The organism is Pseudomonas sp. WOUb67 (assembly GCF_050058005.1).
GTDB classification, from domain to species: domain Bacteria; phylum Pseudomonadota; class Gammaproteobacteria; order Pseudomonadales; family Pseudomonadaceae; genus Aquipseudomonas; species Aquipseudomonas putida_R.
This window is the reverse complement of record NZ_CP170112.1, coordinates 4,145,716-4,166,175: the sequence shown is the minus strand read 5'-3', so window position 1 is coordinate 4,166,175 and position 20,460 is coordinate 4,145,716. Positions and strand designations below refer to the sequence as shown.

The 20,460-nt window shown below is 64.1% G+C and carries 15 protein-coding genes and 1 pseudogene; 13 read left to right on the top strand and 3 right to left on the bottom strand.

Annotated elements, in window-relative coordinates:
- The first annotated feature begins 12 nt into the window (after positions 1 to 12).
- From ABOC32_RS18575 to ABOC32_RS18565, 3 genes are all read left to right on the top strand, one after another.
- Positions 13 to 1,323, top strand: a complete 1,311-nt coding sequence (locus ABOC32_RS18575) for a citrate-proton symporter (protein ID WP_426808325.1) — start codon at positions 13 to 15, stop codon at positions 1,321 to 1,323.
- Positions 1,320 to 2,777, top strand: a complete 1,458-nt coding sequence (locus ABOC32_RS18570) for an amidase (RefSeq protein WP_426808324.1) — start codon at positions 1,320 to 1,322, stop codon at positions 2,775 to 2,777. The genes ABOC32_RS18575 and ABOC32_RS18570 overlap by 4 nt, the downstream gene beginning before the upstream one ends.
- Before the next feature lie 65 nt (positions 2,778 to 2,842).
- Positions 2,843 to 3,616 (top strand): IclR family transcriptional regulator, encoded by a 774-nt coding sequence (locus ABOC32_RS18565; RefSeq protein ID WP_426808323.1) that lies wholly within the window; start codon positions 2,843 to 2,845, stop codon positions 3,614 to 3,616.
- Positions 3,617 to 3,737: 121 nt separating this feature from the next.
- On the opposite strand, the gene ABOC32_RS18560 is transcribed toward ABOC32_RS18565, so the two are convergent.
- Positions 3,738 to 4,610, bottom strand: coding sequence for a helix-turn-helix domain-containing protein (locus ABOC32_RS18560; protein WP_426808322.1), 873 nt, complete (start codon positions 4,608 to 4,610; stop codon positions 3,738 to 3,740).
- A gap of 177 nt (positions 4,611 to 4,787) precedes the next feature.
- On the opposite strand from ABOC32_RS18560, the gene ABOC32_RS18555 reads away from it, so the two are divergent.
- The 5 genes from ABOC32_RS18555 (at position 4,788) to ABOC32_RS18535 (ending at position 11,341) form a co-directional block, all read left to right on the top strand.
- Complete coding sequence (locus ABOC32_RS18555; RefSeq protein WP_426808321.1) at positions 4,788 to 5,615, top strand: SDR family NAD(P)-dependent oxidoreductase; 828 nt, start codon at positions 4,788 to 4,790, stop codon at positions 5,613 to 5,615.
- Positions 5,612 to 7,330 (top strand): FAD-dependent oxidoreductase, encoded by a 1,719-nt coding sequence (locus ABOC32_RS18550; RefSeq protein ID WP_426808320.1) that lies wholly within the window; start codon positions 5,612 to 5,614, stop codon positions 7,328 to 7,330. Before ABOC32_RS18555 ends, ABOC32_RS18550 begins: the two co-directional genes overlap by 4 nt.
- The gene (locus ABOC32_RS18545; RefSeq protein WP_426808319.1) at positions 7,330 to 7,656 is read left to right on the top strand and encodes an NIPSNAP family protein; all 327 of its coding nucleotides are present in this window, start codon (positions 7,330 to 7,332) and stop codon (positions 7,654 to 7,656) included. The genes ABOC32_RS18550 and ABOC32_RS18545 overlap by 1 nt, the downstream gene beginning before the upstream one ends.
- 172 nt (positions 7,657 to 7,828) lie before the next feature.
- Positions 7,829 to 9,178 carry an MFS transporter gene (locus ABOC32_RS18540; RefSeq protein ID WP_426808318.1) on the top strand — a complete coding sequence of 450 codons (1,350 nt, stop codon included), beginning with the start codon at positions 7,829 to 7,831 and terminating at the stop codon, positions 9,176 to 9,178.
- Between the two features lie 102 nt (positions 9,179 to 9,280).
- Positions 9,281 to 11,341 (top strand): TonB-dependent receptor, encoded by a 2,061-nt coding sequence (locus ABOC32_RS18535; RefSeq protein WP_426808317.1) that lies wholly within the window; start codon positions 9,281 to 9,283, stop codon positions 11,339 to 11,341.
- A 35-nt stretch (positions 11,342 to 11,376) separates the two neighbouring features.
- Here the strand turns inward: ABOC32_RS18535 and ABOC32_RS18530 are convergent, their stop codons facing one another.
- Together ABOC32_RS18530 and ABOC32_RS18525 are read right to left on the bottom strand one after the other, a co-directional pair.
- The gene (locus ABOC32_RS18530; RefSeq protein WP_426808316.1) at positions 11,377 to 12,288 is read right to left on the bottom strand and encodes a LysR family transcriptional regulator; all 912 of its coding nucleotides are present in this window, start codon (positions 12,286 to 12,288) and stop codon (positions 11,377 to 11,379) included.
- A gap of 284 nt (positions 12,289 to 12,572) precedes the next feature.
- The gene (locus ABOC32_RS18525; RefSeq protein ID WP_426808315.1) at positions 12,573 to 13,229 is read right to left on the bottom strand and encodes an HAD family hydrolase; all 657 of its coding nucleotides are present in this window, start codon (positions 13,227 to 13,229) and stop codon (positions 12,573 to 12,575) included.
- Positions 13,230 to 13,670: 441 nt separating this feature from the next.
- Here ABOC32_RS18525 and ABOC32_RS18520 point away from each other — a divergent pair.
- The 5 genes and pseudogenes from ABOC32_RS18520 to ABOC32_RS18500 all read left to right on the top strand — a co-directional run bounded on the left by ABOC32_RS18520 (position 13,671) and on the right by ABOC32_RS18500 (position 20,386).
- Positions 13,671 to 14,413 (top strand): annotated as a pseudogene (locus ABOC32_RS18520) (zeta toxin family protein).
- A 233-nt stretch (positions 14,414 to 14,646) separates the two neighbouring features.
- Positions 14,647 to 15,264 (top strand): transcriptional repressor LexA, encoded by a 618-nt coding sequence (gene lexA, locus ABOC32_RS18515; protein ID WP_426808314.1) that lies wholly within the window; start codon positions 14,647 to 14,649, stop codon positions 15,262 to 15,264.
- Positions 15,264 to 15,884 (top strand): translesion DNA synthesis-associated protein ImuA, encoded by a 621-nt coding sequence (gene imuA / locus ABOC32_RS18510; RefSeq protein WP_426808313.1) that lies wholly within the window; start codon positions 15,264 to 15,266, stop codon positions 15,882 to 15,884. The genes lexA and imuA overlap by 1 nt, the downstream gene beginning before the upstream one ends.
- 6 nt (positions 15,885 to 15,890) lie before the next feature.
- A complete protein-coding gene (locus tag ABOC32_RS18505) occupies positions 15,891 to 17,309 on the top strand; it encodes a Y-family DNA polymerase (protein ID WP_426808312.1) in 1,419 nt (472 codons plus the stop codon).
- Positions 17,306 to 20,386: an error-prone DNA polymerase gene (locus tag ABOC32_RS18500; RefSeq protein WP_426808311.1), complete on the top strand. Its 3,081-nt coding sequence runs from the start codon at positions 17,306 to 17,308 to the stop codon at positions 20,384 to 20,386. The genes ABOC32_RS18505 and ABOC32_RS18500 overlap by 4 nt, the downstream gene beginning before the upstream one ends.
- Positions 20,387 to 20,460 lie beyond the last annotated feature (74 nt).

The window sequence follows — 20,460 nt, the reverse complement described above, 5'->3', positions numbered from 1 at the left end:
GGAGTGTTCCCTATGCAGACTTCGAGCACCGGCGTGTCGCGTACCCGGCAAGTGGTCGCCGCCGTTATCGGCAACGCCCTGGAGTGGTACGACTTTATTGTTTACGGCTTTCTGGCCAGCATCATTGCCCGGCAGTTTTTCCCGTCGGATGACGAATACGCCTCGCTGCTGATGGCCCTGGCCACCTTTGGCGTCGGCTTTTTCATGCGCCCGGTGGGCGGGGTGTTGCTGGGCATGTATTCCGACCGCAAGGGCCGCAAGGCGGCGATGCAGTTGATCATCCGCCTGATGACCGTGTCGATCGCCATGATCGCCTTTGCCCCCGACTACCTGGCCATCGGCATGGCCGCGCCGCTGCTGATCGTGGTGGCGCGCATGCTGCAGGGCTTTGCCACCGGTGGCGAGTACGCCAGTGCCACGGCGTTTCTGGTGGAAAGCGCGCCGGCGCACCGCAAGGGCCTGTACGGTTCGTGGCAACTGGTGGGGCAGTGCCTGGCGGTGTTTTCCGGGGCGGCGATGGTGGCCTTGGTGACCCACCTGTGTTCGCCAGAAGCGCTGGACAGCTGGGGCTGGCGGATCCCGTTCGTGCTCGGCCTGCTGATCGGCCCGGTCGGGCTGTGGATACGCAAGCACATGGAAGAACCCGAGGAGTTCGTCGAGGCGCGCCGCCAGGCCAAGGGCCAGTCGCCCACCCTGTGGCAGGTATTGCGTGAACATCGCCGCAGCCTGCTGGTGTCGATGGGCCTGGCCTGTGGCGCGACGGTGTCGTTCTACGTGGTGCTGGTGAACATGCCGACTTTTGCCCACAAGAGCCTCGGGCTGCCGCTGGACCAGGTGCTGATGGTGCAGATGCTGGCCGTGGGGCTGATGACCGTGGTCATTCCCCTGGCCGGGGCGTTGTCTGACCGGGTCGGGCGGCGCCCGGTGCTGATGGCCTTCACTTTGGCCTTTTTCGTGATGGTCTACCCGCTGTATGTGTGGGTGGCCGCCGCGCCTTCGCTGGAGCGCCTGCTGGTGATGCAACTACTGCTGTGCACGGCCATTGGCGGCTTCTTCGGGCCGGCACCTACTGCCCTGGCCGAACAGTTCCCGGTGGAGGTGCGTTCCACCGGCGTCTCGGTGGCCTACAACGTGGCGGTGATGGTGTTCGGCGGCTTTGCCCCGTTGATCGTCACCTGGCTTACCAAGGTGCTGGGTACCCCGGTGGCACCGTCGTTCTACGTGCTGTTTGCCTGCCTGCTGACGTTGCTGGGCACCTACTGCCTGAAAGAAGCACCCCGGGCGGGCAAGCCCGCCACTTTCAACCTTGGAGTAAAACCGTGAAGCCGTTAGCCATCGACCCCATCGTTGCCCTCGATGCCGAAGCATTGTCCCAGGCCATCCATGCCCGGCAGCTCTCGTGCCGGGAGGTGATGCAGGCCTACCTGGCGCACATCGACCGCTGCAACCCGCAGGTCAACGCGCTGGTGTCGCTGCGCCCGGCCGAGGCGGTGTTGGCCGAGGCCGACGAGCGTGACCGCGAGCTGATGCGAGGCCATTCCCGCGGCTGGATGCACGGCATGCCACAGGCGATCAAGGACCTGGCTGCCACTGCCGGGCTGCGCACCACTCTGGGCTCGCCGTTGTTCGCCGAACAGGTACCCGAGCATGACGCAATCAGCGTGGCGCGGGTGCGGGCGAGCGGGGCGCTGATCGTTGGCAAAAGCAACGTGCCCGAGTTCGGCCTCGGCTCGCAAACCTACAACACCCTGTTTGGCACCACCACCAATGCCTACGACCCGCAGCGGGTGGCCGGCGGCAGCAGTGGCGGGGCTGCAGCGGCGCTGGCCATGCGCCTGCTGCCAGTGGCAGACGGCAGCGACATGATGGGTTCGCTGCGCAACCCGGCGGCGTTCAACAATGTGTTCGGCCTGCGCCCGTCGCAGGGCCGTGTGCCCCATGGTCCGGCCCCTGAACTATTCGTGCAGCAGCTGGCGACCGAAGGGCCGATGGGGCGCAGCGTGGTGGATGTGGCGCGGCTGTTGTCGACCCAGGCCGGCGTTGATGCACGGGTGCCGCTGTCGCTGAGCGATGGCCCGCGTGATTTCGCCGCCGGGCTGCAGCGCGACTTTCGTGGCGTGCGGGTTGGCTGGCTGGGTGACTACAACGGCTACCTGCCGATGGATGACGGGGTGATGGGCCTGTGCGAGGCGGCGTTGGCCGATTTCGCTGAACTGGGCTGCCGGGTCGAGGCTTGCCAACCGGCATTCGACCTGGCGCGTTTATGGCAATGCTGGCTCACCCACCGCCACTTCCTGGTGCACGGCAACCTCGGCGCGGCCTATGCCGACCCCGCCAGGCGCGGCTTGCTCAAGCCCGAAGCACAGTGGGAGGTGGAGGGTGGCTTGCAACTGAGTGCGGCAGCGCTGTACCAGGCTTCGCTGGACCGCAGCGACTGGTACCGCGCCGTGGCCAGCCTGTTCGAACGTTACGACTACCTGCTGTTGCCGGCTGCCCAGGTGTTCCCATTCGATGCCAAACTGGCGTGGCCGACGGTGGTCGGGGGGCAGGCGATGGACACCTACCATCGCTGGATGGAGGTGGTGATCGGGCCGACCCTGGCGGGCTTGCCGAGCATCAGCGTACCGGTCGGCTTCAACAGCGTCGGCTTGGCCACGGGCCTGCAGATCATAGGCCCGGCCCAGGCCGACCATGCGGTGTTGCAACTGGCGTACGCCCATGAACAACTGACCCGTTGGGTTGAACGGTGCCCGCCACCGTGCCTGCTGGCCGGATGAAAGCACTGGGCAGGCGCGGTTCTTGCTGGCTATGCTGACCATCCAGCTACAAGGAGGTCATACCCATGGGCATTACGGCAGACGGTGGCGGCGTGCGTTCGGTGGAGCGTGCGCTGGCCATTGTCGACCTGCTGGGCGAGCACCAGGCACTTGGCCTGGAAGAACTGCATTACCTCACAGGCCTGCCCAAGGCCACGGCGTCGCGCATGCTGGCCACCTTGCAGGAGCAGGGCTGGGTTTACCGTGGCCTTAGCGACCGGCGTTACCGCCTGTGCGCGCGGCGGTTGTTCGGCGACCGGCAGATGCGCTTCAAGCGGCGCCTGGTGGAAAGTGCCGCACCGATGCTGCTGGACCTGAGCGAGCGCACCGGGCTGGTGGTGGACCTGTCGTGTTTCGACGGCGAGCGGCTGGAGGTAATGGAGAGCGCCATTCCTCAGGTTTTGCGCAAGCGGTACCCGCATACCTGCCAGATCGTCGGGCACCATGCCAGCCTGTTTCACTCGGCAATGGGGCGGGCGTGCCTGGGTGAGCTGGCGGTCGATGAGGTCCAGCGCCTGGCGGCCCATGAGCGGCTGCGCGATGACACGGTGCTGCGCAACATCGAAGAAGACGCGCACAAAGGCTTCGGCCAGCGGACGGAAGGGTACTGGGAATACCCGGTGCGCTTGCCATTCCTGATCCGCGCCATTGCTTTGCCGGTGCATGCCGAAGGGCGCCTGGCCGGCAGCATTGCCTTGCACTGGCCGCTGGATCAGGCACCCGTGGATCGGGTGATGAACCTGCACCTGAGCAGCCTGGCAACCACGGTGGGTGAGGTGCAGCGGGCCTTGGCGGTCTAGTGCTGACCTGTGCCGGCCTCTTCGCAGCACAAGGCTGCTCCTACAGGTATCGCGTGCTCCTGTAGGAGCAGCCTTGTGCTGCGAAGAGGCCCGTGCAGGCCACAGTAAAAGCCGGCAGGTGTTATTGACCCTCGCGAAACCCGCTAGGGCTCACCCCTGCATGCTTGCGAAAGAACCGGCTGAAATACCCCACATCGGCAAACCCCAGTTCATGGGCGATCTCTTTCACACTCAGGCTTGAATGCCCCAGCATGCGCTTGGCCTCCAGCACCAGCCGGGCATTGATCACATTCATGGGCGTCATGCCCAGGTGCTCCTGGCACAAGCGCCCCAGCGTAGCCAGGGTCATGCCGAGCTCGGCGGCGTAGTCCGCTAGTGGCCAGTGCGCGCGGTAATGCAGGTCCACCAACTCACGAAAAGCGGTCAGCTGCTGGCTGCGCCTTGACACTGGACGCTGCTCGCCGTGGGGCAGGTGCGGTTCATGGCGCAGCACCTGGATCAGTAGCGTCAGCAACAGCGCCATGCTGCTGGCCACATGCTCACGGGCGCGGTTGTGGTACTCCTCGCGCAAAGCCATGCACAGCGGCAACAGCGGGTCTTCATCGGCTGCCCACAACGGCAGGGCGATCACCTGCGGTTTGCGCACCTGCACCAGCAGGTTGGGTGCCAGCACCTGGGCAATGCTTTCCAGCGGGTGCTGGGCGGCGGTGATCACCAGGCCCTCGACCTGGTCGGCCCAATGGAAACCATGCACCACTTGCGCCGGTACATACACCACGCAGGGCGCCTGCACCTGGAGCCGGTCACTGTCGAACAGCACTTCACCGCCGCCGCTTTGCAGGTACAGCAGCTGCAGCAAGCCTTCATGACGGTGCGCGGCTATTTCCCAGTTGTGTGCGCCAGACCGCTGGGAGATCTGCTCCACATGCAAGGCTTCGTGCCACACCGGTTGCGCGGTTTCACCGTACAGGGCGTAGTTGGGGATCTTGTTCATGGTGTTGTAATTGTTCTGTTCGGTACCTGGCTACTGTGCCACAGCTGCCTGCAGGCTTCAGGCGGCAGGGCGAAAATTGTCGGGAATGTGGGGCTGGTTGCAGGTTTTGTCCATTCTGCCGGTGTGCCTGCCGGCCCTAGGCTGTGGCCCAGATGAAGCGACACTCTGGAGAGCAGCATGCACAACAACAAGATCCCCTCTCAATGGCTGGGCCTGGACTCGGCCGTATGCGTGGTCACCGGTGCCGCCGGTGGTATCGGCGCAGCGCTGGCCGGCGCCCTGGTCGAGCAGCACGCCCATGTGGTGCTGCTGGACCGTGACCTGGACAAATGCCGTGAACTGGCTGCCACCCTGGGTGAACACAGTGTCGGTGAGGTCAGCGCCCTGGGCTGCGACATCGCCGACCCGGCCAGCGTGGAGCAGGCTGCCGCCCAGGTTCAGGCGCTGCATGGGCGCTGCGATGTACTGGTCAACAATGCCAGCGTGCTGCGCCCCGGTGCGCTGGACGTGCTGACCCTGGAGCAATGGAACCAGGTGCTGGCGGTCAACCTCACGGGTTACCTGCTGTGTGCCCAGTCCTTTGGCCGTTCGATGCTGGCCCGGGGCGAGGGCCGTATCGTGCACGTGGCCTCGATTGCCGCCCATTACCCACAACCCAACAGCGGCGCCTACAGTGCGGCCAAGGCCGGGGTCAGCATGCTGTCGCGGCAGATTGCCGTGGAATGGGGGCCGCGCGGGGTGCGCAGCAACGCAGTGTGCCCAGGGTTGATCCGCACACCCTTGTCCGCAGCGTTTTATGCCGACCCGCAAATCGAACGCCAGCGCAGCGCCATGACGGCCAACCAGCGCATCGGTGAGCCACAGGACATCGCCGAAGCCGTGCTGTTTCTGGCCAGCCGGCGCGCCGACTACATCAACGGCGCAGAGCTGACCGTGGATGGCGGGCTCGAGAGCATGCCCATGGCGCTGATACCGCGCCCAGGCTTCGAGGGGGCACGCTCATGACCACACGAAACTGCGATGTGCTGGTGGTCGGCGCGGGCGCCGGTGGCCTGGCGACGGCGATTACAGCGAAGAAGCACGGCCTTGACGTGATCGTCATCGAAAAAGACGACTGTTTTGGCGGTACCACGGCGTTTTCCGGCGGTGTGCTGTGGGTGCCTGGCAACAGGCACGGGGCCAACGACAGCCCTGAGGCGGCCATGACTTACCTGCGTAACGAAACCGGTGCCTGCTTTGACGCGGCGGGGGTCGAGGCGTTCTTGCGCTACGGGCCGCAAATGGTGGACTTTTTTGAGCGGGAAACCGCCGTCAAGTTCGTGCCTACGCTGTACCCCGACTATCACCCCCAGGTAGAGGGTGGCGTGGATGTCGGTCGCTCCATATTGGCCGCACCTTACGACATCCGTGGCCTCGGGCCAGACATGTCGCGCCTGCGCCCGCCGCTGAAAACCATCACCTTCATCGGCATGATGTTCAATTCGTCGAATGCCGACCTCAAGCACTTCTTCAACGTTACCCGCTCGTTGACGTCATTTGTGTATGTGGCCAAGCGCCTGCTGACCCACCTGAAGGAGCTGGCCGTGTATCGTCGCGGCACTCAGGTCACCAGCGGCAATGCCTTGGCGGCGCGCCTGGTGCGCTCGGCATTGGACCTGGGCATCCCGATCCTCACCGGCACCCCGGCGCGGCAGCTGCTGCGCGACGGTGGGCGGGTGGTGGGGGCATTGGCCGGGCAAGGCGACAGCGAAGTGCGCATTCAGGCCCGGCGCGGGGTGGTGCTGGCCTGTGGTGGGTTCTCCCATGACCTGCAACGGTTGCGTCAGGCCTACCCGCATGTGCGTCGAGGTGGTGAGCATTTTTCACCGGTGCCAGCGGGCAATACCGGCGATGGTGCTCGCATGGCCGAGGCGCTGGGTGCCAAGGTTGATATCCGCCTGCAAGCGCCAGCAGCCTGGATGCCCGTGTCGAAGGTGCCGGTGGGTGCCGGGCGTTACATCGCCTTTCCGCATCTGCTCGACCGCTACAAACCAGGTGTGATCGGGGTGCTGCGTTCGGGCCAGCGTTTCACCAACGAGTCCAACTCCTACCACGACGTGGGCGCAGCGCTGATCGAAGCCTGTGCCGACCAGGCAGAGACGGCCATGTGGCTGGTGTGCGACCGCCGCACCCTGGCCAAGTACGGCCTGGGTTTCGCCAAGCCTGCCCCGGTGCCGACGGGGCCACTGTTGCGTAACGGCTACCTGCTCAAGGGCAAGACCCTGGCCGAGCTGGCAGGCAAGGCCGGTATCGATGCGCAAGGGCTGGAACGGACCGTGCGCGATTACAACCTGGGCGCAGTGCAGGGTGAGGACCGCCAGTACGGCCGCGGCAATACCAGCTTCAACCGCTACCTGGCCGACCCGCAGCAACAGCCCAACCCTTGCGTGGCGCCAGTGGGCGAGGGGCCGTACTTTGCCGTGAAGGTGATCATGGGCGACCTGGGCACCTTCGACGGGCTGCGCACCAGCGTGGTCGGCGAAGTGCTGGCCGCCGACGGGCAGGCCATCGAAGGGCTGTATGCGGTGGGTAACGACCGCGCCAGCATCATGGGCGGCAACTACCCCGGTGCCGGCATTACCCTCGGGCCGATCATGACCTTTGGCTACATCACCGGGCGCCACCTGGCCGGTGTCGAGCAGGGGCTGGCGGCGGCGGACACTGCGCGGGAGGTGGCGTGATGGACAAGGCAGTGGTCGATCACCGCATCTATACCATCCGCCCGCGCTGCATGGCGGCCTTTCTCGAAGCCTTCGACCAGTTGGCGATGCCGATCCTGCTGCGCCACCTCGGCGCACCGCTGGCGTTCTACACCAGCAGCATCGGGCCGCTGAACCAGGTGGTGCACCTGTGGGGTTATGACAGCCTCGATGACTTTGAAAAGCGCAGTGCGGCGCGGGATGCCGACCCGGACTTTGCCGCGTATCTGCACGCCACCCGTGACCTGGTGGTGGCACAGGAAACACGGATCATCCGGCCAGTGCGCTTACCCAGCCTTCGCTCTTAAGGCGTGCGCTGGCGCTGTAGGAGCAGCCTTGTGCTGCGAAGAGGCCGTTAAAACCACAGACGCATCTGTGATGCTGCTGGCCCTTTCGCAGCACAAGGCTGCTCCTACACCGATCTCGACCCAGCCGCTTACTCACGAAACACCGTCATAAAAACAACAACAGGTGATACCCATGAACAACACGCTCGACGTGCGCCAACTGATCGACCAGCAACCCATCGGCCGCTACCAGAAATGGGTGGTGTTCCTCGGCTTCCTGATCATTGCCCTGGACGGCCTGGACGTGGCCATCATCGGCTTCATTGCCCCGCAACTGAAAAGCGACTGGGGCCTGGATGCGCAAAGCCTGGGCCCGGTATTGAGCGCCGCGCTGATCGGCCTGGCCCTTGGCGCACTGATTGCCGGCCCCCTGGCTGACCGCTACGGGCGCAAGGCGGTATTGCTGTGCAGCGTGCTGCTGTTTGGCATCTGGACCCTGGCCTCGGCTTTTTCCCCAAACCTGGAAACCCTGGTTGCGCTGCGCTTTCTGACCGGCCTGGGCCTGGGGGCTGCCATGCCCAATGCCAGCACCCTGGTCAGCGAATACGCCCCGGCGCGCAGCCGCTCGCTGCTGATCACCCTGGCGTTCTGCGGGTTCTCCCTGGGGGCAGCGATGGGTGGTTTCGTCAGCGCCTGGATGATTCCCAACCTGGGTTGGCGCAGTGTGCTGGTACTGGGCGGGGTGTTGCCGCTGCTGGTCTTGCCGCTGCTGTATTGGCGGCTGCCGGAATCGGTCACCTTTTTGGTCAGCAAAGGCGCAGACCGCCAGCGCATTCTGGCCATTGTCCGCCGCCTGGCCCCTGAACATGTCAACGCCGGCAGTACCTTTGTCATGCCCGCCAAACCCCAAGGCACGGGTGGCGCGATTGGCACTATCCTCTCGCCGCGCTACCGCTTTGGTACCTGCATGCTCTGGGCGGGCTACGTGCTGGCGCTGTTCCTGGTCTACCTGTTCAGCGGCTGGCTGCCCACGCTGGTGAAGGAGGGCGGTGGTTTTTCGGTGTCCGAAGCCGCCATTGTCACGGCCTGTTTCCAGATTGGCGGCCCGGTAGGGGCGATTTCAGTAGGCTGGGCCATGGACCGCTGTAACCCGCAGCGCGTACTGATGCTGACGTTTCTGTTCAGCGGCGCGGTTATCTTCACGATTGGCCAGGTGGCGGGGGATTTCGCCTGGCTGTGCGCCATTGCCTGCGCCGTGGGCTTTGGGCTCAATGGCGCGAGCGTTGGCATGAATGCACTGGCGGCGGCCTTTTACCCCACTGAAGCACGGGCGACCGGTGCCAGCTGGATGAGCGGCATCGGGCGCATTGGCGCCGTGCTCAGCGCCTTTGCCGGGGCCCAGATGCTGGCGCTGGGCTGGAGCTTTGCGCAAGTGTTCGCCTCATTGCTGATCCCTGCAGGCTTGGCAGCGTTGGCGGTTTTGCTGCAAGGGTGGCACGCGAGCAGGGCTTCCCTTGTCATAAATGAGACACGTTATCAATAGTATTTACTTCCCGTTACCTTTGCCCCAGACTCCGCTCCGCCTGCACCGAAGAACGTGCGTGCGTACGGCAATAACAAAAGCAATCTGTCGAAGGAGCGGGGCGTGGACGTCAAGAAAAGTACACTGGCATTGGCAGTGGGGTCGGCCCTGTGCCTGGCAAACAATGCCTGGGCAGCGGCACCGGTCGGGGCGGTGGAGCTGGAACAGATCACGGTGACCGGGGAAAAGATCAACCGCACCCTGGCGCAGACCCAGTCGAGCGTCGTCGTGATTACCGACAAGCAACTGCGCGAGAAGGAAGACCACAACCTGGTCGATGTGTTTGCCCGCACGCCCGGTGTGTACAACCAGTCAGGCAATGAAAACTGGGGTATCCGTGGCGTACCCGTGTCCGGGTTCGAGGACCAGGGGCCTGCGACACTCAATGGTGCGGTGTCGGTGTTTGTCGACGGCGCCGTACAACCCAACCGCGCCTTGACCTTGAGCCCCATGCAGCTTTGGGATACCGAGCAGGTCGAGGTATTCCTCGGCCCGCAATCCACTACCCAGGGCCGCAACTCCCTGGCGGGTGCGGTGGTGATCCAGACCCGTAACCCCACCTTCGACCCCAGTTTCTCGGCGCAGACCAACATGGGCAACTACGGCGAACGCGGGGCGGCCGTGGCCGGTGGCGGTGCGCTGGTCGACAGCAAGGTAGCCGGCCGGATTGCCGTGGACTATCAGCAAGGTGATGGCTACATCGACAACACCACCCTGCACGACGATGCCAACCCCACCCGTACCGCCAATGCCCGCGGCAAGTTGCTGATCCTGCCCAGCGACGACCTCGATATCCTGCTGACCTATGCCCACGGTGAAAGCCGCAAGGGTGATAACACCGTCATGCGGGAAAACGGCAAGGTCCGCTACTACAAGATGACGTCCAACACCAAGGCCTACGACAAGCTGGAGCAGGACACGGTCAGCGCCAAGGTCGACTACCGTCTGGACGATTACTGGTCGCTGACCAGCCTTACCGCCAACACCCGCTCGGACTACGACGCCCGCCTGGACTTCGACCAGTCGGCCGATGCCAACCAGGTGGTGTTGCGCCAGCAGGACGGCAACCTGTTCAGCCAGGAACTGCGCCTGAATTACAACGGCGACACCTTGAAGAGCTTTGTCGGGGCCTACTACGGGCACAACACCAACAACTTCCATGACCGCCTGTTGTTCGACGACAGCCTGTTCGGCACTGCCAAGGGCGATACCACCATTGAAAACCAGGCGCTGTTCGGCGAGATCAACTGGACCTTCATTCCGCGCTGGACGCTGATCACCGGCCTGCGCTACGACCACGAAACCAACGACACCGACATTGACCAGGACGACTTCTCCAGCCCCGGCAAGGTCAGCAAATCGTTTGACGCCGTGCTGCCCAAGCTTGGCCTGGACTATGAACTGGCCGATGGGCAGTACCTGGGCTTCATGGTGCAGAAGGGGTATCGCGGCGGTGGGGTGAACATGCGTGCCGGTGGCGGGCATGAGGCCTACGACCCGGAATACACCACCAACTACGAGTTCTCCTACCGTGGCTCGTTCTTCGACGATACGCTGCGCACCCGCGCCAACCTGTACTACACCGACTGGAAAGACCAGCAGGTCAGCGTGCTGGACCCGAACACCGAGTTCGTCCATGTGTTCAACGCCGGCAGCAGTGATATCAAGGGCCTTGAGGTGTCTGTCGAAAAAGACTTCGGCGAACAGTTGACCCTCAATGCTGCAGCCTCGGTGACCGACGGCAAGTACAAGGACTTTGTCACCGGCGACGGTCGCGACATGAGTGGCGAAGCCTTCCTCTATTCGCCCAAATACAAGATGTCGCTGGGCGCGACCTATCGCTGGAACGAGCGCCTTACCCTCAACACCGACGTCGTCTACCAGAGCACGGCGCCGTCCGAGTATGAGTTCGATGACGCGGGGCAAGTCACCGGTGAGCGTCGCAGCGACAACTACTGGCTGGCCAACTTCAATACCGAGTACAAGATCACCCGCAACATTGCCGTGTCCGGTTTTGTGAAGAACGCCTTCGACAAGGAATACATCACCAACAACCGCAGCGGTGACATCCTTGATGTGGGCGCACCGCGCACCGTGGGCCTGGCGTTGCGTTACGACCTTTGACCCCACGAGCCTGCGCTGGCCGGTGCTGGCGCAGGTTAGTTATCCCGGCTGTACATCCGGCACTCTGCAAGGAGTGCCAGCAAGTTGGGCTCCCGCTCCCGCGCTTTCAGAAACACCACGCCAATGTGCTGCTGCAAGCGGTATTGCGGCTTCAAGGCAATCAGCCGGACGCGGTTTTCGTACACCGCCGCGATGCGCCCGGGCAGCAGGGCAAAGCCCACACCCGAGCTGACCATGCTCAGCAGGGTGAAGATGTCGTTCACCTGCATGGCTACCTTGGGCTCGAAGCCGGCCTGCTGGAACACCCGCGCGCCATCGCGGTGGGTGGCGAAGCCCTGGGTCAGGGTGATGAAGGTGGAGTCGGCGAGGTCGGCCAGGTCCACTTCGGCCTGTTCGGCGAAGGGCGAGTCGGTGGGGACAGCAAGGAAGATGTCGTCGGAAAACAGCGCCAGCTGCTCGCAGGCCGGGTCGCTGACACTTTCGTCGAGCGACACCAGAATGGCTTCCAGCTCGTGGTTTTTCAGGCGCTGCAGCAAGTCGACGTTGGAGCCCAGGGTGAGGTCGATGTTCAGCTCGCTGCGGCGCAGTTTCAGGCCCATGACCAGTTTGGGCACGGTTTTTACCGTCAGCGAATAGAGCGCACCCAGGCGGAAGCGCTCGGCGTAGAACCCCGCGGCCTCACGGGTGTGGCGCACCATCTGCTCGGCGTCCTGGATCAGCTGCCGGGCTTTCTTTTCCAGCACGTAGGCGCTTTCCAGCGGGATCAGCTGGCGGCCTTCGTGCTTGAACAACGGGCAGCGCAGGGCGCTTTCCAGCGAGTGGATGGCGCGGTGCACGCTGACGGCGCTGGTGGACAACTCGACCGCCGCGCGGCCGAGGTTGCCGGTGCGCATGAAGGCGAGGAAGGTTTCCAGCTTTTTGAGCGTCAGTTCTTCGTCGATGAGCATGGGTGGCCTGGGTGAGTATGGCTTCAGAGTTATGGTGTGTTTGAGATCGAGCGCCGCCCGCGCGGCGCTTCGCAGCACAAGGCTGCTCCTACATTTGTTTCGGGCCAATTATTCCTGCGGCAGAGGCGCGCGGCCCCCTTGGTGTTTACCTCGATATCGTGTCGGACAAACCAGGCGGACGCGCGCGTTGGCCCAGGTGTTACTGGCCCGAAACAGATGTAGGAGCAGCCTTGTGCTGCGAAGCGCCGCGCGGGCGGCGCTCGATCTCAAACACACCCCACACCTCAAGCCATACGCTCGATCAACCCCCACAACGCCGGGTCATTGAAGTCCTTAACAACCAGCTTGGCACCCGCCTCCAGCAACCGCTCCGGCGTCTGCGTCGTAGCCACGCCCACGGTAAAGATCCCCGCGCCACTGGCTGCCGCCACCCCCGGCAATGAATCCTCGAAAGCCAGCGCCTGCCCGGCCTCGACGCCCAGCCGCTGCAGGCCGGTGAGGTAAGGCAGCGGGTCTGGCTTGGGCCGTGCCAGTTCCTCGGCCACCAGCACATGTTCGAAATGCTGGCCAAGGCCCATGGCGTTCAGCATGTGTTCGGCGTTCAGCCGCGGTGCGTTGGTTACCACGCACATGCCGATGTCATGGGCCTGGGCATGGTCCAGCAGGCGCAACAGGCCTCGCATCGGTTCAAGAGAGGGCGACAGGTCGCGGAACAATGCTTCCTTGCGGTCGGCCAGCGCCTGGCACTGTTCGACGCTCGCGCCGCTGAACAGCTCGGCGAACAGCTCACCGTTGGCGCGGCCGCTGACCTGGGCATCGAACTGCGCCTGGCTCAGTTCGCGGCCGTCCTGTTCACGCAGCAGTTGGCGAAAGGCCTGCAGGTGCAGGGTGTCGGTGTCGGTGAGGGTTCCGTCGAGGTCGAACAGCAGGGCGGTCAGCATGGGATATCCAGGGCAAAGTCACAAACGCGAAGATGATATCGAAAATCCCGGGAACTGGACTCAATTGATTCGTTGGCTATCCGGTCACCCCGCACGCCTGAAGAACGCGATCAGCTGGTCTGATGCTTCTGTAAAATGCCTAACGTGGCTAGAATGGTACCAACCACGTCCATCCCTCCGAGGAGAAAGGTATGCGGAAGAAAAAGGGTCTCACTGAACAAGAGATTCGGTACCTTGAAGGCGAGATACCAGCAGTTGCTGAAAGTGCGACCCGTAGTGCCTATGTTCGTGCGCTTGCAGCCGGACACACGGTGATAAGGGTGCAGGGCAATTGCCTGGTCGAATCCAAGGCCGATGGCTCGGCGACGGTAGTCGGTGAGGCCAAGCCGCGTCGAAAGGTGAACGTTGGCCGACCTATCCAGGTTCAGCGAGTCAGCGCCAGTGCCGGTGCCTAGACTACGCATGTTTGCGGGGCCAAATGGGTCGGGTAAAAGCACTATAAAAGAGCAGGTCCCGGCTGGCCTGATAAATACCTATGTAAACGCGGACGAAATCGAGAAAGCAGCGAAAGCCGAAGGTATTGTCGACCTCGCCTCGTTCAATGTCCAGGCAACTACTGACGAGTTCAGTGCTTTCTTCGCTGCACACGGTCTTATTCAGAAAGAGCAACTGCAAGAGCAGGCTGGCTTGTTTGACATCGACGGGCTTCATCTCGATGTTCGTCGCATCGACTTCGATCATACCACGCTTCGGTGATCGCTGATTTCATCAGGCATAAACTCCTGGACAATCGCGTCAGCTTTACGTTCGAGACGGTGATGTCGTCGTACGATAAGGTTGCATTCATGCTTCAGGCTCAGGAAAAGGGCTATCGCACGTACCTTTATTTCGTGGCTACCGACACGCCGAAAATCAACATTAACCGAGTGGCTAACCGTGCTGATGACGGTGGTCACAACGTCCCGGTCGACAAGATAGTTCAGCGTTACCATCGGTCACTCAAGCTGTTGCCTGAGGCAGTCGCTCCCTCTAACCGAGCCTATATATTCGACAACTCGGGGGATAGTTCTATCTGGCTGGCTGAGATCACTGACGGTACATCCCTCGTGTACAAGACTGAAGACCAGCCTGATTGGTTTATGGAAGCCTACGTCGACAAGGTCACCGACGGCCCTTCGGCTTAGCTGGAAAGAATTGTCAAAAAGCCGCCAGTATGCGGCTTTTTGACGTTATAGGACGGGTTAGCGAGGGCGGGAGCGCGATAGCTGCACAGTGATTTTCGGGCGCCCAGGTCAAGGCGCCGGAACCCGCTGAGCGCCATCTCAAAGCCATGAGCGTGCAAAAACATCCAGCAACGTGGTCAGGACGAGATCTGACGACGAAGGGGGCTGTTCAGCGTGCGCTGAAAAGAGTACAAATGTACTCCATGGACAATCTTACCCCCAAACGCCGCGCCATCTTCGAATTCATCCGCGAGCGCATTGCCGACCAAGGGCAGCCACCGAGCCTGGCCGATATCGCCACGCGCTTCGGTTTTGCTTCGCGCAGCGTTGCGCGCAAGCACATCACCGCCCTGTGCCAGGCCGGTTACATTGATGTCACGCCGAACCAGGCGCGGGGCATTCGCCTGGCCGCACCGCTGCGTCGGCCGGAAATCCTTGAAGTGCCGGTGCTGGGCCAGGTGGCGGCTGGCGCCCCGATCGGCCCGGACCTCGATATCCACGAACAGTTGCTGCTCGACCCCAGCCTGTTCCGTCGCACCCCTGACTACCTGCTTAAAGTGCGTGGCGATTCGATGGTCGACGACGGCATCTTCGACGGTGACCTGGTCGGCATCCTTCAACAGGCCGACGCCCGTGATGGCCAGATCGTGGTTGCGCGCCTGGACGGCGAAGTGACCATCAAGCGCCTGCAGCGCCAGGGCAGCGGTTACCGGCTGTTGCCACGCAACCCGGCCTATGCACCCATCGATGTGCAGCCAGAACAGGAATTTTTCATCGAAGGCGTGTTCTGCGGCCTGCTGAGGCGTGACTGATGGGCGCAGTGGTCGATCTCGACAGGCTGCTCGACCAGCGCCGTGTCTGGCGCGGGCGGCAGGCCCAGGCACGGCCACTCGACTTGCAGCCGACCGGCCATGCTGCCCTTGACGAGCGCCTGCCTGAGGGCGGCTGGCCGGCGGCGGCACTCAGCGAGTTGCTACTGGCCAGCCCTGGTTGCGGCGAACTGCAACTGCTGTGGCCCACACTGGCGCGGCTAAGTGCTGAAGGTAGCCGGGTAGTACTGGTGGCGCCGCCGTTCATTCCTTACGCACCGGCCTGGCAGGCAGCGGGGGTGGACCTGCGCTGGCTGGTGCAGGTGGATGCCGCCCCTGCCGATGCCCTGTGGGCCGCCGAGCAGTGCCTGCGCTCGGGCAGTTGCGCGGCGGTGCTGTGCTGGCCTGAACGTGCCGATGACCGGGCCCTGCGGCGTTTGCAGGTGGCCGCAGAAACCGGCCAGGCGCTGGCATTCGCCTGCCGGCCGCACCAGGCAGCACACAATCCGTCGCCAGCAGCGCTGCGGGTTGCTGTCGACACCCGTCCGGCGCAGTGGCGTGTGCTGAAAAGCCGGGGCGGCATGCCACCGACGCTGCCCATCGCCTGCCCGGGGCGGGGCTGATGCACCATGCTCTGGGCCTGCATCCTGCTCCCGCAGCTGGCGCTGGACACGGTCCTGCGTGAGCGTGACGACCCTGACACACCCTTGGTGCTGCTTGGCGGACCTACCCAGCGTCGGGTATTGCAAGCGGTCAGCCCGGCAGCGGCCGCACTCGGGCTGAGGGCAGGGCAGACCCTGACGGCGGCACGTGCCCTGGCGGAGGGTTTCACCTGCGTCGAAGCCGACCCCAGGCGTATCGAGCAGGTGCAGCAATTGCTGGCGGCCTGGGCCTATCGCTTCAGTGCCCAGGTCAGCCTGCATTACCCGCGGGCGTTGCTACTGGAAGTAGGCTCCAGCCTGCAACTGTTCGGCCCCTGGCCCTTGTTCGAGGCACGTCTGCGCCAGGAGCTGGCAGACCTGGGCCTGCGCCAACGCATTGTCCTGGCCAGCAACCCGGTGGCGGCGCGCATGCTTGCCAATGGTCATGATGGCTTGGCCGTGGGCGATGCCGACGCTACCCGTACGGCCCTGCTAGGCATGCCTATCACCCGTGTCGGCTTGCCGGCAGACGCCGCCGAAGCTTTTGCCCGCATGGGCCTGCGCCAGCTGGGCCAGGTGCTGTCCTTGCCGCGCGATACATTGGCGAGGCGTTTTACGGCGCAGGTGCAGTTGCACCTCGACCAGCTGCTTGGCCTGCGCAATCTGGGCCTGGACTTCTACCAGCCACCGGACCGTTTCGAAACCCGGCTGGAGCTGAACTTCGACGTCGAGTCGCACCAGGCACTGCTGTTCCCCCTGCGGCGCATGCTCAACGACCTTGCCGTATTCCTCGCCGGGCGCGATTGTGGCGTGCAGCGCTTTTGCCTGCACCTGGAACATGCCGAAGGGCCGGACACCCTGCTCAAGGTAGGCCTGCTGGCTGCCGAACGCGATGCCGCCATGCTGTTCGAACTGGCCCGTGGGCGCCTGGAGCCGCTGCGCATTCCCGCCCCCGTGCGCAACCTGCGGCTGGTTGCCGAGGACCTGCCACCCTTCGTGCCCCAGCACCAGGCGTTGTTCGACCCTCGTGCGCAGCAGGCACAACCCTGGGAACAATTGCGCGAGCGGTTGCGCGCTCGCCTGGGGGATGAGGCCGTGAAGGGGCTGAGCGCTGCAGCCGATCACCGCCCCGAGTGCGCCTGGCAGCTGACCGAGCAAGGCGCTCAAGGCATCATGCCGGTTGCCCCGGGCAGTCGCCCGGGCTGGCTGCTGCCAGCCCCGATGGCGCTGGACGGCGCCAGCTACCAGGTACAGGGCCAGGCCGAACGCATCGAGTCGGGCTGGTGGGATGGCGGCGACGTGCGCCGCGACTACTACCGCATCGAAACCCGTGATGGCCTGCGCGGCTGGGCCTACCGCGACCTGGGCCAGGCCGGCCCGCTGTGGCTGCAGGGCTGGTTCGCATGAGCACGCCGGGGTATGCCGAGCTGCATTGCCTGTCCAATTTCAGCTTCCAGCGCGGGGCGTCGAGCGCCGACGAGCTGTTCCGGCGCGCGCGTGAACAGGGCTACCAGGCCCTGGCGATTACTGACGAATGCACCTTGGCTGGCATCGTTCGGGCCTGGCAGGCTGCCAAGGCGCACCAGCTACGGCTGATCGTGGGCAGTGAGGTGCAGCTGCAGGACGGCCCCAAGCTGGTGCTGCTGGTAGAGAACCTGGCCGGTTACCAGAGTTTGTGCGCGCTGATCACGCGGGCCCGTCGGCGGGCGCAAAAGGGCGAGTACCAGCTGTTTCGCGATGACCTGCAGCAGCACCATCAAGGCCTGCTGGCGCTGTGGGTGGCCGATGACTGCGCCGACATGGCCACGGGTGAATGGTTACGCAGTGTGTTCGGCGAACGCCTGTGGCTGGCCGTGCACCTGCACCGAGGCAGTGACGATGCCCTGCACCTGCAACGCTTGCGAGGCCTGGCGGCTGAAGTGGGTATCCGCGTCGTGGCCTGTGGCGATGTGCACATGCATGTGCGCGGTCGCCGTGCCTTGCAGGACTGCATGACCGCCATCCGCCAGCATTGCCAGGTGGCCGAGGCCGGGCGCTTTCTGTTTGCCAATGGTGAGCGGCACCTGCGCAGCCAGGCACAGTTGGGCGAACTCTATCCTGCCGACCTGCTGGCCGAGACCCTGGCCATTGCCGAGCGCTGCCAATTTGACCTGAGCGAGTTGAAATACCAGTACCCGCGCGAACTGGTGCCCCAGGGCCATACCCCGGCAAGCTGGTTGCGTGAACTGTGCGAGCAGGGCTTGCCGCTACGCTGGCCAGGGGGGGCGAGTGACAAGGTGCGTGATGTGCTGGCCACGGAGTTGGCGCTGATCGAGGAGCTCGGTTACGAAAGTTACTTCCTGACCGTGCACGACATCGTCGCCTTCGCCCGCAGCCAACGCATCTTGTGCCAGGGCCGCGGTTCGGCGGCCAACTCGGTGGTGTGTTTCGTGCTGGGTATTACCGAGCTCGACCCCATGCAGCATCGCCTGCTGTTCGAGCGCTTCCTGTCGCGTGAACGCAACGAGCCGCCTGATATCGACGTGGACTTCGAACATGACCGGCGCGAAGAAGTGATCCAGTACGTGTTTCGCCGCTATGGGCGGGACCGTGCGGCACTGACGGCGGTGGTCAACACCTACCATGCCGCGGGTGCGGTGCGCGATGTGGCGCGGGTATTGGGTTTGCCGGTGGACCAGGTGGATGCGCTGGCCAAATGCTGTGGTCGCTGGAGCGACCGCATTCCCGATGACCAGCGCCTGGCCGAGGCCGGCTTTGAGGCCGGCAGCCCTTCACTGCGCCGGGTGCTGGTGCTGGCTGGCGAGCTGATCGGCTTCCCTCGGCACCTGTCGCAGCACCCGGGCGGCTTTGTCATCTCCCAGCAGCCACTCGACCAGCTGGTGCCGGTGGAGAATGCCGCGATGGCGGAGCGCACGGTGATCCAGTGGGACAAGGATGACCTGGACATGGTCGGCCTGCTCAAGGTCGACGTGCTGGCGCTGGGCATGCTCAGTGCCCTGCGCCGCTGCTTCGACCTGCTGCAGCACCATCGCGGCCGGCAACTGACCCTGGCCACCATCCCCGACGAAGACCCGGCCACCTACGCGATGATCAGCCGCGCCGAGACCATGGGGGTGTTCCAGATCGAGTCGCGCGCGCAGATGGCCATGCTGCCTCGGCTGCGGCCCAACACGTTCTATGACCTGGTCATCGAAGTGGCGATTGTCCGCCCCGGGCCGATCCAGGGCGACATGGTGCACCCGTACCTGCGCCGGCGCCTGAAGCAGGAACCGGTAACCTACCCATCGCCGCAGCTCAAGGAAGTGTTCGAGCGCACCTTGGGTGTGCCGCTGTTCCAGGAGCAGGTGATGGAACTGGCCATGGTAGCCGCTGATTACACGCCGGGCGAGGCCGACCAGTTACGCCGCAGCATGGCGGCCTGGAAGCGCCACGGTGGCCTGGAGCCGCACCGCGAGCGGCTGGTGCAAGGCATGCTGCGCAATGGTTACGACCTGGCGTTTGCCGAGCGCATCTTCGAGCAGATCAAGGGTTTTGGCAGCTATGGCTTCCCGGAATCGCACGCGGCCAGCTTTGCCTTGTTGTGTTATGCCAGCAGCTGGCTTAAGTGCCATGAGCCGGCAATCTTTACCTGCGCGTTGGTCAATAGCTGGCCCATGGGGTTCTACAGCCCTGACCAGTTGTTGCAAGAGGCCCGGCGCCAGGGTATCGAGGTGCGACCGGTAGATGTTTGCCAAAGCGAGTGGGACTGCACCCTCGAGCCTGATGCTGAAGGCACATTGGCTATTCGTATGGGCTTGCGCCTGGTGCGCGGTTTGGCCGAGGCGGATGCCAGGCGCCTGGAGCAGGCGAGGGCGCAACGGCCATGGCGCGATGTCGAAGACCTGTGCCTGCGTGCCGGGCTCGATTCACGGGCCCGAGCCCGCCTGGCCGATGGTGGTGCGCTGCGTGCCTTGGCCAGTGATCGGCATCAGGCACGCTGGCAGGTGGCGGCGGTGCAGCCGCAGCTGCCCCTGTTCGCCGAGATAGAAGCGGTGCCTGAAACGCCAGTGGACTTGCCTGTGCCAACCGTAGGTGAAGACCTGATGGCCGATTATCAGGCCCTGGGCACCACGCTGGGGCCGCATCCGCTGGCCCTGTTGCGCTCACGCCTGAGGGCGCTGGGGTGTCGCAGCTCCAGCGATTTGCAGGGTGTGGAACATGGCGACAACATTGCCGTGGCCGGGTTGGTGGTGGGGCGGCAACGGCCCCAGACCGCCAGCGGAGTGACCTTTGTCACCCTGGAAGATGAGCACGGGATGGTCAACGTGGTGGTGTGGCGGGACATTGCCGAACGGCAGCGTCGGGCGCTGGTGGGGTCGAAGCTGCTCAAGGTCAGTGGGCGGCTGGAGCAGGAGAATGGCGTGCGGCACCTGATTGCCCGGCGGCTGGAGGATGTGAGCCCGTTGCTGCAAGGGCTGGATGTGCGCAGCCGGGACTTTCATTAAGCCCCGATGCCGCAATTATGCAAACAGGCGTTGTGCTCGAATCTCGGTCCTTGCGAGGACCCCTGTGGGAGCGG